At 72.1% G+C, this 15,193-nt stretch carries 15 protein-coding genes; 7 read left to right on the top strand and 8 right to left on the bottom strand.

All coding sequences use genetic code 11. From position 1 onward, the window contains the following. Nucleotides 1-46: 46 nt before the first annotated feature. Genes ACZJYS_RS08615 through glpD form a run of 6 tightly spaced genes read left to right on the top strand, consistent with a single transcriptional unit; the run spans nucleotide 47 to nucleotide 5,911 of the window. Nucleotides 47-886 (top strand): HAD-IIB family hydrolase, encoded by an 840-nt coding sequence (locus ACZJYS_RS08615; RefSeq protein WP_493177217.1) that lies wholly within the window; start codon nucleotides 47-49, stop codon nucleotides 884-886. Continuing rightward, a complete protein-coding gene (phnD, locus tag ACZJYS_RS08610) occupies nucleotides 883-1,971 on the top strand; it encodes a phosphate/phosphite/phosphonate ABC transporter substrate-binding protein (RefSeq protein ID WP_493177215.1) in 1,089 nt (362 codons plus the stop codon). Before ACZJYS_RS08615 ends, phnD begins: the two co-directional genes overlap by 4 nt. Nucleotides 1,972-1,990: 19 nt before the next feature. Continuing rightward, nucleotides 1,991-2,788 carry a phosphonate ABC transporter ATP-binding protein gene (phnC, locus tag ACZJYS_RS08605; RefSeq protein WP_379640760.1) on the top strand — a complete coding sequence of 266 codons (798 nt, stop codon included), beginning with the start codon at nucleotides 1,991-1,993 and terminating at the stop codon, nucleotides 2,786-2,788. Then, nucleotides 2,785-3,585 (top strand): phosphonate ABC transporter, permease protein PhnE, encoded by an 801-nt coding sequence (gene phnE, locus ACZJYS_RS08600; protein ID WP_493177212.1) that lies wholly within the window; start codon nucleotides 2,785-2,787, stop codon nucleotides 3,583-3,585. The genes phnC and phnE (ACZJYS_RS08600) overlap by 4 nt, the downstream gene beginning before the upstream one ends. Before the next feature lie 5 nt (nucleotides 3,586-3,590). Further along, nucleotides 3,591-4,415, top strand: coding sequence for a phosphonate ABC transporter, permease protein PhnE (gene phnE / locus ACZJYS_RS08595; RefSeq protein ID WP_379649002.1), 825 nt, complete (start codon nucleotides 3,591-3,593; stop codon nucleotides 4,413-4,415). After that, complete coding sequence (glpD, locus tag ACZJYS_RS08590; protein WP_493177209.1) at nucleotides 4,415-5,911, top strand: glycerol-3-phosphate dehydrogenase; 1,497 nt, start codon at nucleotides 4,415-4,417, stop codon at nucleotides 5,909-5,911. The genes phnE (ACZJYS_RS08595) and glpD overlap by 1 nt, the downstream gene beginning before the upstream one ends. Before the next feature lie 51 nt (nucleotides 5,912-5,962). Here glpD and ACZJYS_RS08585 read toward each other — a convergent pair whose 3' ends face one another. Genes ACZJYS_RS08585 through ACZJYS_RS08560 form a run of 6 tightly spaced genes read right to left on the bottom strand, consistent with a single transcriptional unit; the run spans nucleotide 5,963 to nucleotide 12,398 of the window. Next, on the bottom strand, nucleotides 5,963-6,955 hold the full coding sequence (locus ACZJYS_RS08585) for a CobW family GTP-binding protein (protein WP_493177207.1): 993 nt from the start codon (nucleotides 6,953-6,955) through the stop codon (nucleotides 5,963-5,965). Next, on the bottom strand, nucleotides 6,952-8,556 hold the full coding sequence (locus ACZJYS_RS08580; RefSeq protein WP_493177205.1) for an amidohydrolase family protein: 1,605 nt from the start codon (nucleotides 8,554-8,556) through the stop codon (nucleotides 6,952-6,954). Before ACZJYS_RS08580 ends, ACZJYS_RS08585 begins: the two co-directional genes overlap by 4 nt. Before the next feature lie 29 nt (nucleotides 8,557-8,585). Then, the gene (locus tag ACZJYS_RS08575; RefSeq protein ID WP_109517262.1) at nucleotides 8,586-9,416 is read right to left on the bottom strand and encodes an ABC transporter permease; all 831 of its coding nucleotides are present in this window, start codon (nucleotides 9,414-9,416) and stop codon (nucleotides 8,586-8,588) included. A 3-nt stretch (nucleotides 9,417-9,419) separates the two neighbouring features. Next, a complete protein-coding gene (locus ACZJYS_RS08570) occupies nucleotides 9,420-10,460 on the bottom strand; it encodes an ABC transporter substrate-binding protein (RefSeq protein ID WP_109517261.1) in 1,041 nt (346 codons plus the stop codon). 35 nt (nucleotides 10,461-10,495) lie between these two features. Further along, nucleotides 10,496-11,557, bottom strand: coding sequence for an ABC transporter ATP-binding protein (locus ACZJYS_RS08565; protein ID WP_493177202.1), 1,062 nt, complete (start codon nucleotides 11,555-11,557; stop codon nucleotides 10,496-10,498). Nucleotides 11,558-11,588: 31 nt separating this feature from the next. Next, nucleotides 11,589-12,398: an ABC transporter permease gene (locus tag ACZJYS_RS08560; RefSeq protein WP_109517259.1), complete on the bottom strand. Its 810-nt coding sequence runs from the start codon at nucleotides 12,396-12,398 to the stop codon at nucleotides 11,589-11,591. 140 nt (nucleotides 12,399-12,538) lie between these two features. Here ACZJYS_RS08560 and ACZJYS_RS08555 point away from each other — a divergent pair, with 140 nt between their 5' ends. Continuing rightward, nucleotides 12,539-13,531, top strand: coding sequence for a P1 family peptidase (locus tag ACZJYS_RS08555; RefSeq protein WP_493177198.1), 993 nt, complete (start codon nucleotides 12,539-12,541; stop codon nucleotides 13,529-13,531). Between the two features lie 45 nt (nucleotides 13,532-13,576). On the opposite strand, the gene ACZJYS_RS08550 is transcribed toward ACZJYS_RS08555, so the two are convergent. Together ACZJYS_RS08550 and ACZJYS_RS08545 are read right to left on the bottom strand one after the other, a co-directional pair. After that, a complete protein-coding gene (locus ACZJYS_RS08550) occupies nucleotides 13,577-14,239 on the bottom strand; it encodes an alpha/beta hydrolase (RefSeq protein ID WP_493177196.1) in 663 nt (220 codons plus the stop codon). Next, entirely contained in the window at nucleotides 14,236-15,180 is a 945-nt protein-coding gene (locus ACZJYS_RS08545) for a ring-cleaving dioxygenase (protein WP_493177194.1), read from the bottom strand. Before ACZJYS_RS08545 ends, ACZJYS_RS08550 begins: the two co-directional genes overlap by 4 nt. Between the last annotated feature and the right edge of the window lie 13 nt (nucleotides 15,181-15,193).

The following is a 15,193-nucleotide window of genomic DNA, read 5'->3' as shown; positions in this document are numbered from 1 at the left end:
ACCTGTTTGACCTGCCACATTGAAGCGTGGCAGTTGTGTCATATATATGACACAAGAATCCGCCCCTCCCCGGCCGCTCAGCGACGCCCCCGCCACAGGGCTGGCGGGGCTGCGCTACGTGCTGACAGATATCGACGACACCCTGACCACCGATGGCCGCCTGCCGGCCGAGGCCTATTCGGCGTTGCAGGCGCTGGATGCCGCCGGCATCGCCGTCATCCCCGTCACCGGCCGCCCGGCCGGGTGGTGCGACGCCATCGCCCGGCACTGGCCGGTGGCCGCGGTGGTGGGGGAGAATGGCGCGCTGTGGTACGCGCTGGACCGCCAGGCGCGGCGGATGCTCCGCTGGCAGGCCCAGACCGAGGCGGAGCGCCTGGCCAACCACGCGCGGCTGATGGCGCTGGCCGATGCGGCCATGGCCGCCGTGCCGGGCGCCGCCATCGCCGCCGACCAGCCCTTCCGCCTCTTCGATGTGGCGGTGGATTTCTGCGAGGATGCCGGTCCGCTCGACCTCGGCGCCGCGCGGCGCATCGCGCAGGTGTTCCTGGACGGCGGCGCCGAGGCCAAGGTCTCCTCCATCCACGTCAATGCCTGGATCGGCGGCTGGGACAAGCGCGCGGGCATCGAGGCGCTGTTCGCCGCCCGCTTCCGCCCCTTCGCCGCGCTGCGCGACAGCGTGGCCTTCGTGGGCGACAGCGGCAATGACGCGCCGCTCTTCGGCGCTGTGCCTTTCTCCGTGGGGGTGGCGAATGTCGCCCCCTTCCTGGCCGGCATGGCGACGCCGCCGGCCTACATCACCCGTGCCGAGGGCGGCGCGGGCTTTGCCGAATTCGCCGATGCGCTGCTCCAGGCGCGTGGCGCGATGCGAGAGGAAACGGCCGCATGAAGAAGACGATCCTGGCGAGCACCGCGCTCGCCCTCACCCTCTGGGCCCTGCCCGGCGCGGCGCCCGCCCTGGCGCAGGACGGCGCCTGCGCCTTCCGCGGCTCGCTCGACGAAGGCTATTGCGACGCCAACCGCGACATGGTGGCCGACACCCCGGCCGACGCCTCGAAGCTGCGCGACCCCTCCACCATCGTCTTCACCTACACCCCCGTGGAGGACCCGGCGCTCTATTCCAGCCAGTTCCGCCCCTTCCTGGAATACCTCGGCAAGTGCACCGGCAAGCGCGCCGTGTACTTCCAGGTGACCTCGAACGCCGCCCAGGTGGAGGCGATGCGCTCCGGCCGGCTGCACGTGGCGGGCTTCTCCACCGGCCCCACCGCCTTCGCGGTGAACCTCGCCGGCGCCGTGCCCTTCGCCGTGAAGGGCAACGCGGATGGCTTCGAGAGCTACAAGGTCGTCATGCTGGTGAAGGCGGACAGCCCCTACAGGACGCTGGCCGACCTCAAGGGCAAGCGCGTGGCGCATACCTCCGCCACCTCCAACTCCGGCAACCTGGCGCCGCGCGCCTTCTTCCCCGGCCTCGGCCTGACGCCGGAGACCGATTACCAGGTGGTCTATTCCGGCGGCCATGACCGCAGCGTGATGGGCGTCAACGCCGGCGACTACGATGCGGCGCCCGTGGCCTCCGACGTCTGGACCCGCATGGTGGCGCGCGGCCAGGTGAAGCGCGAAAACTTCCGCATCCTGTGGGAGAGCCAGCCCTTCCCCACCAGCGGCTTCGCCGTGGCGCACGACCTGAAGCCGGAGCTTTCCCAGAAGATCCGCCAGTGCTTCCTCGACTACCGCTTCCCCGAGCAGATGGCCAAGGACCTCGGCGGCAATGACCGCTTCTGGCCCGCCACCTATGCCGAGCAGTGGGCCCCGGTGCGCGCCGTGGCCGATGCGGTGAACGCGCCCTACAACCGCGCCGCCTTCGACGCCGAGGCCCGCAAGGAGCTGGAGGCCGAGGCCCGCAAGCGCGCCCAGCAGCAGCCCGCCGCCCCCACCCATGTCGCGCCCACGGGTGCCGCCCCCGCGGCACGCTGAGCGCCGGAAAGCCAACGCCATGTCCGCCACGCTGACCGCCGCGCCGCCGCCGGCAACCCGCCTTGAGCATGCCCTGGAGATCCGGGGCCTGTTCAAGGAGTACACCGCCGGCAAGCCGGTGCTGAAGGGCATCGACCTCGCGGTCGCGGCCGAGGGGATCACCGCCATCATCGGCCCCTCCGGCACCGGCAAGTCCACCCTGCTGCGCTGCATCAACCGGCTGGTCGAGCCGACGCGGGGCGAGATCCGCCTGCGCGGCACCGAGCTGACCGGGCTGCGCGGCAAGGACCTGCGGCTGGCGCGGCGGCGCATCGGCATGGTGTTCCAGGAATACAACCTGGTGGAGCGCCTGACGGTGATGGAGAACGTGCTGAGCGGAAGGCTCGGCTACGTGCCGTTCTGGCGCGCCTGGCTGCGCAAGTACCCGGAGGCCGACATCCAGCGCGCCTTCATGCTGCTGGACGCGGTGGGCCTGCCCGAGCACGCCACCCGCCGCGCCGACGCGCTCTCGGGCGGCCAGCGCCAGCGCGTGGGCATCGCCCGCGCGCTGATGCAGCGCCCCGAGATCCTGCTCGCCGACGAGCCCACCTCCTCGCTCGACCCGCGCACCGCGGTCGAGGTGCTGGAGCTGCTGGCGAAGCTGACGGCGGCGGAGAACGTGCCGGTCATCATCAACATCCACAACGTCGATCTCGCCAAGCGCTACGCCCGCCGCATCGTCGGCATGGCCGGCGGCAGCGTGATCTTCGACGGCCCGCCGGAGGCCCTGCAGACCCACCACCTGCAGGCCATCTATGGCGGCGAGGATTGGCTGTGAGCGCCACGCATCCCTCGCCGGAGGCGGTGCGGCGCGTCGCCTTCGCACCCAACTGGCCGATGCGGCTGGCGCTGCTGGCGATCGCGGCCTACGCCGTCTGGGCCAGCTCCCGCCTCGGGCTGAGCTGGGACCGGCTGGGGCACGGCCTCGGCGAGGGCGGGCGGCTGCTCGCCCGCATGGTGCCGCCCAATTTCGAGCGCTGGGGCCTGCTGCTGGAAGGCATGCTGGAGAGCCTGCAGATCGCGGTGCTGGCCTCGGCCATCGGCATCGCCATCTCGCTGCCACTCGGCGTGCTGGCGGCGCGCAACCTCTCGCCCTGGTGGATCTCGGGGCCGGTGCGCGCGGTGATCGCCGTCTGCCGCTCGCTGCACTACGTCATCGTCGCCATCCTCTTCGTCAAGGCGATCGGCTTCGGCGCGCTGGCCGGCACGGCGGCGCTGGTGGTGGCCTCGGTCGGCTTCATCGCCAAGCTCTTCGCCGAGGCGATCGAGGAGATCTCGATGAAGCAGGTGGAGGCGATCCGCGCCACGGGCGCCGGCGTGATGAAGGTGCTGGCCTATGCGGTGCTGCCGCAGGTGGCCTCACGCTTCATCGGCTTCTGCCTCTACCAGCTCGACAGCAACCTGCGGAACTCCACCCTGGTCGGCATCGTCGGCGCGGGCGGCATCGGCGGCACGCTGTTCGCGGCGTTCAAGCGCTTCGACTACGACTTCGTCGCCGCCATCCTGCTCTCCATCATCGCCCTCATCTTCCTGGCCGAGATCATCTCCGGCCGCGTCCGGGCCGCCCTGCGATGAACAGCATGACCTCCCCCTCCTTCGGCGACCCGATGGCGCCGCTGCGGCGTGAATGGACGCGCCACACACCGGGCCAGCGGCTCTCGCGCTTCGCGGTGTGGCTGGTCTGCGTCGCCGCCATCGTCTGGGCGGTGCGCAGCATCGACATCATCCCCGAGTTCCTGGCCGACGCGCCGGAGCAGATGGCCGACCTGCTGATCCGCATGTGGCCGCCCAATGTCGCGCACTACTACCCCGAGGTGCACAACGCGCTGATCGAGACGCTGCACATCGCGACTCTCGGCACGCTGTTCTGCTTCATCCTCGCCGTGCCGCTGGCGCTGATGGCGGCGCGCAACATCTGCCCGATCAAGCCGCTCAACGTGGTGGCGCAGTTCAGCCTGGTGGCCTCGCGCTCGGTCAACTCCCTGGTCTGGGCGCTGCTCTTCGTCGCCATCTTCGGCCCCGGCGCGGCGGCGGGCGTCTTCGCCATCGCCTTCCGCTCGGTGGGCTTCGTCGGCAAGCTGCTCTCCGAGGCGCTGGAGGAGACCAACCACGGCCCGCGCGAGGCGCTGCGCGCCGCCGGTGCCTCCTGGGGCGCCGAGATGCTGAAGGGCGTCTGGCCCCAGGTGCAGCCGGCCTTCTGGGGCATCGCCCTGTTCCGCTGGGACATCAACGTGCGCGAGAGCGCCGTGCTGGGGCTGGTCGGCGCCGGCGGCATCGGCCTGGTGCTGGACGACGCCATCAACTTCTTCCAGTGGGACCGCGTCTCCACCGTGCTGCTGGCGATCCTGGCCGTGGTGCTGATCGCCGAGATCATCGTCACCCGTCTCCGTTCGAGGCTTCTCTGATGACCACCGACCATGTCGATCTGCTGGTGATCGGCGGCGGCGCCAATGGCGCCGGCATCGCGCGCGACGCGGCGGGGCGGGGGCTCTCCGTCCTGCTCGCCGAGCGCGGCGACCTGGGCGGCGCCACCTCCTCCGCCTCCTCCAAGCTTGTGCATGGCGGCCTGCGCTACCTGGAGCACTACGAGTTCCGCCTGGTGCGCGAGGCGCTGGGCGAGCGCGAGGTGCTGCTGCGCCTCGCCCCGCACATCGTCTGGCCGATGCGCTTCGTGCTGCCGCACCTCGCGGGGATGCGCCCGCGCTGGATGCTGCGCGCCGGCCTCTTCCTCTACGACAACCTCGCCCGGCGCGTGACCCTGCCGGCGAGCGAGGCGCTGGATTTCCGAACCCATCCCTGGGGCGCGCCGCTGAACGGTGAGTCCCGCCACGGCTTCGCCTATTCCGATGCCTGGGTGGAGGATGCGCGCCTCGTCATCCTCAACGCGCGGGACGCTGCGGCGCGCGGCGCCACCATCCTGGTGCGCACCGCCTTCACCGGCGCGAAGCGCGATGCCCAGGGCTGGACCGCCACGCTGCGCGAGGAGGGCGGCGAGGTACGCACCGTGCGCGCCCGTGCCATCGCCAACGCGGCCGGGCCGTGGGTGATGCAGGCGCTGGGCGAGACGGGCGTGGCGGCGAAGGACCGCATCCGCCTCGTGCGCGGCAGCCACATCGTGGTGCCCGCGCTCTACGAGGGCGACCAGGCCTACATCCTGCAGAATGACGACCGCCGCGTGGTCTTCGTCATCCCCTACGAGGGCCGCTTCACCCTGATCGGCACCACCGACGTGCCGCACGACGCCGATGCCGGCGCGCCGCGCTGCACGCCGGAGGAGGCCGCCTATCTCTGCCGCGCCGTCTCCCGCCAGTTCCGCCGCCCCGTCTCGCCCTCGGACATCGTCTGGAGCTACTCGGGCGTGCGGCCGCTGCATGATGACGGCGCCGAGAACCCCTCCGCCGTGACGCGCGACTACGTGCTCAAGATGAACACGGACGGCGCGCCGCTGCTCTCCGTCTTCGGTGGCAAGATCACCACCTACCGCCGCCTCGCCGAGGATGCGGCGGGGCAGATCGCCACGGCGCTCGGCCATGCGGGGGCGGCCTGGACGGCGGGCGCCACCCTGCCGGGCGGCGACCTCGGCGGCCGCTCCAGCGCCGAGTTCCTGGCCGAGGCGGCGCGGCGCTACCCGTTCCTGCCGGCGGCACAGCTCCGTCGGCTGTTCCACTGCTATGGTGGCGAGCTGGATGCCGTACTGGGGCAGGCGCGAAGCGCCGCCGACCTCGGCCGCGACCTCGGCGGCGGCATCACCGAGCGCGAGCTGGACTGGATGGTGCGCCAGGAATGGGTGCGCACGCCCGAGGACGCCCTGTGGCGCCGCACCAAGCGCGGGCTGCATATGACGGAGGCTGAGCGCCAGGATTTCGCGCGCAGCTTCCAGGAAGTGCGGCAGGCGGCCTGAGGCAGGCTGGGGGAAGGAATTCCCCCAGACCCCCATCTTTTTTCTGCAAGTTCAGTCCGTGCCGGCGCAGTGCAGGCGGTTGCCGGAAAGGCGGCTGATCCAGGCAGGGGCATCGGGCGTCATCTGCCGCACCGCCTCCAGCTCCAGGTCGCGCAGGATCACCACCAGCGCCTCGGGCGTGCGCGGGCCGCGCGGCATCGGCACCATCGGGCTGAACAGCGTGCCGACGCCCTGCACCAGCACGGCCAAGCCGAGCTGCTCGGGCGGGTGCAGGAAGCCCTTCACCCGCAGCAGCCGGTCCCCGGCGAAGGCGGCGAGGTTCTCCAGCCAGTCCATCCGGTCCTCCCAGCTCGCCTCGGATGTGAACCTTGCCAGCAGCACCGAGACGCGGGGATGCGCGCCCGCCTCCCCCTCCGGCAGGGCGGAAGGGCGGCCGGGCGGGGCGGTGAAGGCGGCCAGCGCCCGGCGCGCGCAGTCCGCTTCCAGAACGGTCGTGGCCAGCGGGTTGATCGATTCCACCAGGGCCAGGGCGGCCTCGGGCGCAGTCTGGTCCAGCTTGGTGAAGACCACCGTGTCGGCGGCGGCGATCTGGGCGGCGAACTCCTCGAAATGCGCGGCGCGCTCGGCGGCCTGGGCGGCGTCGCAGGTGGCCACCACCCGCACCCGCAGCCCGTGCGGTGCGAGCGGCCCCAGCGAGCGCAGGATCGGCCCCGGCCTCGACAGGCCGCTGCATTCCAGGATGATGCGGCGGAAGGGCGCGCCCCCCGCCTCCTGCCGCTGGCGCAGCAGGTTCTCCACGGTGAAGACGAGGTCGTTGGTCAGCGAGCAGCAGACGCAGCCATTGCTCAGCAGCGCCAGCGGCAGCGTGCCCTCCGCCGCGATCACCGCGCCATCGACGTCGATCTGCCCCGCCTCGTTGACGATCACCGCCGTGTCCGCCGCCTCCGGCAGGCGCAGCCACTCGGTCAGCAGCGTGGTCTTGCCGCTGCCGAGGAAGCCGGCGAGCAGGATGAACTCCGCCGGCGCGTCCTCCGCCTCCCTCATGCGGGCGTGGGCGCCTTCGCCGCCTCCGCCTCCACCGCCTTCTGGTCGGCCACCATGCGGCGCAGATCGGCCAGCAGCTCCGGCACGTCCAGCACCAGACCGGCGCGGATGGTGTGGCGCAGCGCCTGGCGCCATTCGGGCTGGCCGGTCGCGTCGTTCAGCCGCAGCGCGCCGGTGCCGTAGAGCAGCTTGAAGTCCTCCAGCGGGTTCTCGTCCAGCACCAGCAGGTCGGCGCGCTTGCCGACCTCGACGCTGCCCGTCTCGCCATCGATGCCGAGCAGCTCGGCGCCCTGCAGCGTGGCCGAGCGCAGCACCTCCAGCGGGTTGAAGCCCGCCTCCTGCAGCAGCTCCAGTTCCCGCACATAGCCGAAGCCGAAGGTCTGGAAGATGAAGCCGGAATCGCTGCCGGTGCAGACCCGCCCGCCACGGTTCTTGTACTCGTTGAGGAAGGCCATCCAGAGCTTGTAGTGGGTCTTCCAGTCCACCTCGTTGCCGATGGTCCAGCGGAACCAGTAGGAGCCGTGGCCGCCGCGCGCGGGCTGGAAGAAGCGCCACATGCTGGGCCAGGTGTAGGAATCGTGCCAGTCGGCGCGGCGGGTGCGCATGACATCGCGGTTGGCGTCGTAGATCGTCATGGTGGGGACGAAGGTGAAGTCGAGGTCGAGGAACCGCTGCATCACCGCGTTCCACTTGGCGCTGCCGGGCTCGGCCGCCTGCTGGAAGGTCTGGCCGGCGGAGGAGAAGCGGAAATATTCGTCGTTGTAGTTGTAGCCGCTCGGGTAGCTCTGGACGATGCGGTTGTCGTAGAGCGCCTCGGGCAGGCCGTAATAGTGCTCGGCGCTGGTCAGGCCCCATTCGGCGGTGGTCAGCGCGTTCATCCGCGTCACCGCCTGTTGGGCATGGTGGCAGCCGCTGCGCAGGCCGAGGCTGCGGCACTCCTCCAGCGCCGCCTTCATAATCGCGGGCGGCGCGCCGAAGAACTTCACGCCATCCGCGCCACGCTCGGCCAGGCGGCGCAGCCAGGCGCGCCCCTCCTCCGGCGTGTGGATGGTCTTGAGCATGTCGTTGACGGCGGGGAAGTAGGAATGCGCGACGATGTTGGGCGCGGCGATGCGGTTGGCCGCCGAGGCCGCCTTCTGCTCCAGCATCCAGCCGAGCCCGCTGAAGCTGCCCATCTCGCGGATGGTGGTGACGCCATGCGCCAGCCACAGCTTGTACACGTAGTCCGCCGGCGCCGGCGTGCCGTGCAGCGCGTGGTAGGGCACGCCGGTGTGGGTGTGGCAGTCGATCATGCCCGGCGTCACGAACTTGCCGTGGCAGTCGATCTCCACCTCGCCCTCGGGCGGGCGGCGGGAGGGGCTGATCGGCTTGCCCGGCACGCCGACCGCGACGATGGCGGCGATGCGGTCGCGCTCGATGACGATGTCGGCCGGCCCCCAGGGTGGCGCGCCGGTGCCGTCGATGATGGTGGCGCCGCGCAGCACGAGCCGTCCATAGGGCCCCTGCCCGCGGTCGCGCGACGTCGCCGCCGGGACCGGCGGCATGCCCATCTTCAGGTTGCGCCCGGTGATTTCCTCACCGACATTCGTCATCTCCGCCATGGTTGGCGTTTCCTTCCAGGCTGTGGGCGTCACGCCGCGCGGTAGCGGCGGCCGAGCAGGGTGCTGCCGACCACCGTCAGCACCAGGGTCACCGCGAGCAGGATGAAGGCCAGCGCCGCGCCGAAGGGCCAGTTGTTGCCGCGCACGAACTGGTCGTAGACGGCGGGCGCCATCATCTTGAACTGCGGCCCGCCGAGCAGCACGGGCGTGGCGTAGGCGTTCATGCACAGGATGAACACCAGCACCGAGCCCGCCACCACGCCCGGCAGCGCCAGCGGCAGCACGACGCGGCGGAACACCGTCATCGGCCGGCCGCCGAGATTGGCCGCCGCCTCCTCCGCCTGGCGCGGGATGCCCTCGATGACGGCGGCCAGCGTCAGGATCATGTAGGGCAGCACCACGGCGACGATGCCCACCACCACCGCGCCGCCATTGTAGAGCAGCGGCAGCGGCCCGCCGGTGATGCCGGCCCCCATCAGCGCCGCGTTGATGGCGCCCTCATTGCCGAGCAGCGCCATCCACCCGGCCGAGCGGACGACGTTGCCCACCAGCAGCGGGAACAGCACGAGGATGGTGGCGAGGCTCTTCCAGCGGCTTTCCATCCGCGCCAGCCAGTAGGCGGCGGGGAAGCCGAGGGCGAGGGCCAGCACGGTGCAGCCCAGCGCCACGCCCAGCGTGGTGCCGAGCACCTGCTGGTAGTAGGGGTCCTGCACCGCGCGCCAGTAGTTCTCCGCGGTCGTCGCCTCCACCATCAGTTCGGTCGGGCTGAAGCGGTTGAGCGAGATGCGCGCCAGCAGCGCCATCGGCGCCACCAGCAGCATGACCACCAGCAACCCGGCGGGAAGGACGAGCGCGGCCATCGGTTACGCCTTGAACTGCTTGTTCCAGAAATCCAGGATCTCGCTGTGCGACTTCAGCAGGTAGTCGTAGTCCGGCGCGCGCAGGCGCTCCTGCTCGGCCTCGCTAAGGCTGATCTGCTGGGCGATCGCGGCCGGCAGCGGCGCGTCCTTCACCGTGGGCAGGTAGCCCATGCGGTCGGCGAAGGCGGCCTGGGCGGAGGGCTGCAGCATCGCGTCCAGATAGGTGTAGGCGTTGTCCTTGTTGCGGCTGTTCTTCGGGATCGCCGCCTCGAAGACGATGGCGTAGGCGCCCTCCTTCGGCACCACATGCTTCACCGGGATGCCGGCCTTCTGCCACATGAAGCCGCGCGCCAGCCACATCGGCGTCAGCCACACCTCCTCGGACTTCAGGGCGCCGGCCAGCGCCTCGTTCGAGGGGTAGATGCGGGCATCGAGCGAGCGCATCTCCATCAGCTTCTTCTTGGCGGGCTCGTAGTCGCTGAAGCTGCCGCCGCCGGCCATGGCGGCGGAGAAGGTGTTGGTGCTGTAGAGGATGTCCGAGAAGCCGACGCGGCCGCGGTACTTCGGGTCCCACATGTCGGCGAAGCCGGTGGGCGGCGTGGTCACCTTGCTCGGGTTGTAGAGCAGCACCAGCGCCGAATAGATGTGCGGCACCGCATAGGGCTTGGCCAGCGCCGGCAGGATGGCGGAGCCGCGCTTCAGCTTGCCCATCTCCAGCGGCTCGAACACGTTCTGCGCCGCCACCATGTGCATGTCGGTGTCCGACAGGCAGGCGATGTCGTAGGTGCCGCGGCGGGCCTGGCGCTCGGCCAGCAGCTTGGTCTTGCGCGGGTCGGCCACCGCGATGTCCTGCAGCACCTCGATGCCCTGCGGCACCACCAGGGGCTGGTCGATGTTCTGGCGCAGCAGCTCGCCATAGTCGCCGCCCCAGGTGCCGACCACCACCTGCTTCGACTGGGCGCGGGCCAGGCCGGGCAGGCCGGCGGTGAGGGATGCGAGGGCGGCGGCGCTGCCGGTCAGCGCCGCGCGGCGGGTTGTCGTCATGCCTTGTCTCCCGTTGTTCCTGGGCATCGTCGTCGTCATTCGGCGGGCAGCAGCCGCGCGGCGGCGGCATCCCAGCTGAGCACCACCGCATCCCCCACCGCAAGCCGCCGCAGCGGGTCGCCGAGCGGCGCGGTCGGGCGGGCCACCAGCAGCGCCGTGCCGTCCTGCTCCACATGGTACTCGGTCTGCGCGCCGAGATAGGTGACGGCGGTGATGCGCGCGCGCCCCGCCGGGTCCGGCGTCAGCCCGATCCGCTCCGGCCGCAGCGCCAGCAGCGCCGCGCCGGTGGGGGCGGGGCCGGGGGCGGCACCGCTGTCGCAATGGAGCAGCGCGCCGCTCTCGGCGCGGAAGGCGTCCGCCGCCTCCAGCCGCCCGGGGATCAGGTTGCAGCGGCCGACGAAGCCGGCCACGAAGGGGTCGGCCGGGTGCTCGTAGAGCTCCTCGGCGGTGCCCACCTGCCGCACCCGGCCGCGCTCCATCACCACCAGCCGGTCGGCCATGGTCAGCGCCTCCTCCTGGTCGTGCGTCACGATCAGGGTGGTCAGGCCCAGGCGCTGCTGCAGCGCACGGATCTCCATCCGCACCTCGCCGCGCAGCTTGGCGTCGAGGTTGGAGAGCGGCTCGTCGAGCAGGAACACGGCCGGGTTCACCACCAGGGCGCGGGCCAGCGCCACGCGCTGCTGCTGGCCGCCCGAAAGCTGGCGCGGCAGCCGGTCCGCCAGATGGTCGAGCCGCACCAGGCGCAGCGCCTCCATCACGCGGGCGTCGCGCTCGGCGCGGCCGACCTTCCGCATCTCCAGCCCGAAGGCGACGTTCTGCGCCACGCTCATATGCGGGAACAGCGCGTAGGACTGGAACACCATGCCCGTGTCGCGTGCATAGGGCGGCGTGTGCGTCACGTCCTGGCCGCCGATGATGACGCGGCCGGCGGTGGGCGGGATGAAGCCCGCCACCATGCGCAGCGTGGTGGTCTTGCCGCAGCCGGAGGGGCCGAGCAGCGCCACCATCTCGCCCTGCGTCACCTCCAGGTCGACCCGCTCCACCGCGGTGGAGGAGCCATAGCGCTTGCTCAGCGCCTCCAGCACCAGGCTGCCCATCAGCTCTCGTCCTCAGTCCGGTGTGGCACGGTCAGACAACCCTCGACAGTTTCACGAAGCGGTCGGTGATGAGCATCAGCCCGGCCACCAGCACGATCTGCACCGTGGCGACGGCGGCGAGCGTCGGGTCGATGCGGAATTCCAGGTAGCTCAGCATGGCCACCGGCAGGGTGGTGCGCCCCGGCCCCACCAGCAGCAGCGTCAGCTCCAGATTCTCGAAGCTCTGGATGAAGGAGAACAGCGCGGCGGCGACGATGCCGGGGCGCAGCATGGGCAGCGTCACGCGGCGGAACACGGTGAGCGGCCGGGCGCCGAGATTGGCCGCCGCCTCCTCCGCCGCGCGGTCCAGCCCCTGCAGGCTGGCCGAGACCAGCCGCACCGTCCAGGGAATGGTCAGCAGCACATGCGCGGCGACCAGCCCCTCCAGCGTCGCCGTCAGGTCCCGGTCCAGCCAGAACTCGGCGCGCAGGTAGAACATGTAGAGCGCGGTGCCCGCCACCACGCCGGGCACGGCCAGCGGCCCCAGCAGCAGCGTGTTCAGCGCGCCCTTGCCGCGGATGGCGCTGCGCTGCAGGGCCAGCGCCGCCGCCGTGCCCAGCGGCACGCCGATGGCCGTGGCCAGCAGCGCCACCTGCAGGCTGGTGACGAAGCCGCGCGCGAATTCCTGCCGCGCCCAGGCGTTCACGTACCATTCCAGCGTCAGGCCGGGCGGCGGGAAGCTGACGATCTCCTGCCGGAACACGCTGATGACCATCACCATCGCGACCGGCGCCAGCATCAGCAGGAAGGCCGCGCCGATCGCGGTGCGGAACAGCAGGGTGCGGGGAGCGGGCAGAAGCATGCGGTGGAACCTCCGGGCCGTAAATTGCCCGTGCCGGCCGCCCGCGTCGAGGGCGGCGCGGCCGGCGCCGGCCATGGCCGCCGGGTCTCGCAATTGCCGTGCCGGTTTGCAAGCGGCGTGGCCGGCGGCATCATGCCGGCATGACCGCCCCGGCCCTGAACCTGCTGACCGACATCCCCGGCCTCGCCGTCGGCCATGCCACCGACCTGCGGCTCGGCTCGGGCGTCACGGTGGTGCTGTTCGATACCCCGGCGGTCGCCGCCGTGCGAATCAGCGGCGGCGCCCCCGGCACGCGGGACACCGCCCTGCTCGACAGCGACGCCACGCTCGACCGGGTGGACGCCATCGTGCTCTCCGGCGGCTCCACCTTCGGGCTGGACGCGGGGGGCGGGGTGCAGGCCTGGCTGCGCGAGCAGGGGCGCGGCCAGGTTTTCGCCAGGATGCCCATTCCGCTGGCACCCCAGGCCATCCTGTTCGACCTGCTGAATGGCGGGGACAAGGATTGGGGCCGCTTCCCGCCCTATCGCGAGCTGGGCTACGCGGCGGCGCGCGACGCGGCGCCGGGGGCCTTCGCGCTGGGCAGCGTCGGCGCCGGCACGGGCGCCACCACCGCCACGGTGAAGGGCGGGCTGGGCTCGGCCAGCGGCGTCACCGCCAGCGGGCACCGGGTCGCGGCCATCGTGGCGGTCAACGCGGTCGGCTCGCCGCTGGTGGGGGACGGGCCGCATTTCTGGGCCGCGCCCTTCGAGCAGGGGGCGGAGTTCGGCGGCCTGGGCCTGCCGCCGCGCTTCATGCCGGCGGATCTCGCCCCCCGGCTGAAGGGCGGCGCGCCCAGCGCCACCACCATCGGCCTGGTCGTCACCGACGCGGCGCTGAGCAAGGCGCAGGCGAAGCGCCTCGCCATCATGGCCGATGACGGGCTGGCGCGCGCCGTGCTGCCGGCGCATGCCCCCAATGACGGCGACACGATTTTCGCCGCCGCCACGGGCGCGAAGCCGGGCGCCGACCTCACCGCGCTCGGCCATCTGGCGACGCAGGTGATGGCGCGGGCCATCGCGCGCGGCGTGCATGCCGCCACGGCGCTGCCCTGGGCGGGGGCGCAGCCCGCCTGGTCCGACCGCTTCGGCGGCTGATGGCCGGGGCCCAACCCGGCCCCCGCCCTCAGGCGCTCCGCCGCGCTAGGCGCCAGCCGGCGCCGTGCCCAGTCGGGCCAGCAGGATGGCGGCGAGGCGGCGCTCCGCCTCCGTCACGCCGTGCAGGTCGCCATCCCGGAGATGCAGGGTCACGTCGGCGCCGAGGCGGCCCAGCGCATCCTCCGTCTCCAGCACGCGGGCGAGCGGGATCTGCCGGTCCTCCCTGCCGCCGGCGAGCAGCACCGGCAGGCCGGCCAGGCCGGGCTCCGGCGCCGGGTCGGGCGGCGCCGCACCCATCAGCCCGCCGCTCAGCGCGATCACGGCGCCCAGCCGCGGGCGGCGCCGCACCACATATTCCAGCGAGACGCAGGCGCCCTGCGAGAAGCCCATCAGCGCCACACGCTCCGGGGGCAGGCCGGCCGCGGCGATCAGCCCATCCACCACGGAGAAGGCGGAGTCCAGATGCGCCGCATTCTCCGCCAGGGGGCGGACGAAGCGGGCGGGATACCAGCTGCGCCCCTCCGCCTGCGGCGCCAGCAGGGCGAGGTCCGGCTGGCCCAGCACCCGCGCGTGGCGCAGGATGGCGTATGGGTTGCCCGCCCGGCCATGCAGCAGCACCACCGCCGCGCGGGCCCTGTGCAGCGGCGCCCCCTCCAGGGCGACGGGCAGGCCGGCATGCGTGCCGGTGCCGCGCGACAGCCAGCTCAAAGCGGCTTCAGCCCCCGCTCGATGGCGGCGCGCCGCGGCTCCAGGAAGGGCGGCAGGGCCAGGCGCTCGCCGAGCGATTCCTTCGGCTCGTCCGCGTCGAAGCCGGGGCCGTCGGTCGCGATCTCGTAGAGGATGCCGCCCGGCTCGCGGATGTAGAGGCTGCGGAAGTAGTAGCGGTCCACCGGGCCGCTGGAGGGCAGGCGGTAGCGGTCGAAGCGGTCCACCCAGGCGCCGTAATCGGCATCGGGGATGCGGAAGGCCACATGGTGCACGGCGCCGGCACCCTGGCGGGCGCGGGGCAGGTTCGGCTCCTCCCGCATGTGCAGCTCGGCCGCCGGGCCGCCCTCGCCCATCGCGAAGACATGCACCGTCACCGGGGCGGCGTCGTCAGACTGGTAGGTGCGGACGCGGCGCATGCCCATCACCTCCGTGGCGAACGCCTCGGAATGGGCGAGGTCGGCCACGCTCATGGTGATCGGGCCGAGGCCGCGGATCTGCATCTCCGCCGGCACCGGGCTGCGCGCCCAGGGGTGGGCCTCGCCGGCGCCGCCATCATCGACCAGCGCCAGGCGCTGGCCCTCGAAATCCTCGAAATCGAGTTGCAGGCGGCCGTCGATCTCGCGCAGCGGGCCGGGGGTCACGCCGTTCCCCGCCAGGCGCTCCGCCCACCAGGCCAGGGCCGCCTCGCCTGCCACCCGAAGCCCGGTGCGGGTGACGCTGGCGGTGCCGCGCCGCTCGCGCTCCACCGGCCAGTCGAAGAAGGTGAGGTCGGTGCCGGGGCTCGCCTCGCCATCGGCATAGAACAGGTGGTAGGCGCTGGTGTCGTCCTGGTTGACCGTCTTCTTCACCAGCCGCATGCCCATGGGGCCGGTGTAGAAGGCGTGGTTGCCCCGGGCATCGGCCGAGACGGCGGTCAGGTGATGGATACCGTGCAGTTGCATGGCGGGGGTTCCT

The sequence above is a fragment of the Roseomonas sp. TS2 genome (genome assembly GCF_058833935.1).
This window is presented reverse-complemented; position numbering and strand designations above follow the sequence as displayed.

Excerpts from the sequence above, each read along its gene's own strand:
- ACZJYS_RS08575 (WP_109517262.1), bottom strand. The coding sequence starts at position 9,416 with ATGGCCGCGCTCGTCCTTCCCGCCGGGTTGCTGGTGGTCATGCTGCTG.
- ACZJYS_RS08560 (WP_109517259.1), bottom strand. The coding sequence starts at position 12,398 with ATGCTTCTGCCCGCTCCCCGCACCCTGCTGTTCCGCACCGCGATCGGC.
- phnE (WP_379649002.1), top strand. The coding sequence starts at position 3,591 with ATGACCTCCCCCTCCTTCGGCGACCCGATGGCGCCGCTGCGGCGTGAA.
- ACZJYS_RS08565 (WP_493177202.1), bottom strand. The coding sequence starts at position 11,557 with ATGGGCAGCCTGGTGCTGGAGGCGCTGAGCAAGCGCTATGGCTCCTCC.
- glpD (WP_493177209.1), top strand. The coding sequence starts at position 4,415 with ATGACCACCGACCATGTCGATCTGCTGGTGATCGGCGGCGGCGCCAAT.
- ACZJYS_RS08545 (WP_493177194.1), bottom strand. The coding sequence starts at position 15,180 with ATGCAACTGCACGGTATCCATCACCTGACCGCCGTCTCGGCCGATGCC.
- ACZJYS_RS08615 (WP_493177217.1), top strand. The coding sequence starts at position 47 with ATGACACAAGAATCCGCCCCTCCCCGGCCGCTCAGCGACGCCCCCGCC.
- ACZJYS_RS08555 (WP_493177198.1), top strand. The coding sequence starts at position 12,539 with ATGACCGCCCCGGCCCTGAACCTGCTGACCGACATCCCCGGCCTCGCC.
- ACZJYS_RS08570 (WP_109517261.1), bottom strand. The coding sequence starts at position 10,460 with ATGACGACAACCCGCCGCGCGGCGCTGACCGGCAGCGCCGCCGCCCTC.
- ACZJYS_RS08580 (WP_493177205.1), bottom strand. The coding sequence starts at position 8,556 with ATGGCGGAGATGACGAATGTCGGTGAGGAAATCACCGGGCGCAACCTG.
- phnC (WP_379640760.1), top strand. The coding sequence starts at position 1,991 with ATGTCCGCCACGCTGACCGCCGCGCCGCCGCCGGCAACCCGCCTTGAG.
- phnD (WP_493177215.1), top strand. The coding sequence starts at position 883 with ATGAAGAAGACGATCCTGGCGAGCACCGCGCTCGCCCTCACCCTCTGG.
- ACZJYS_RS08585 (WP_493177207.1), bottom strand. The coding sequence starts at position 6,955 with ATGAGGGAGGCGGAGGACGCGCCGGCGGAGTTCATCCTGCTCGCCGGC.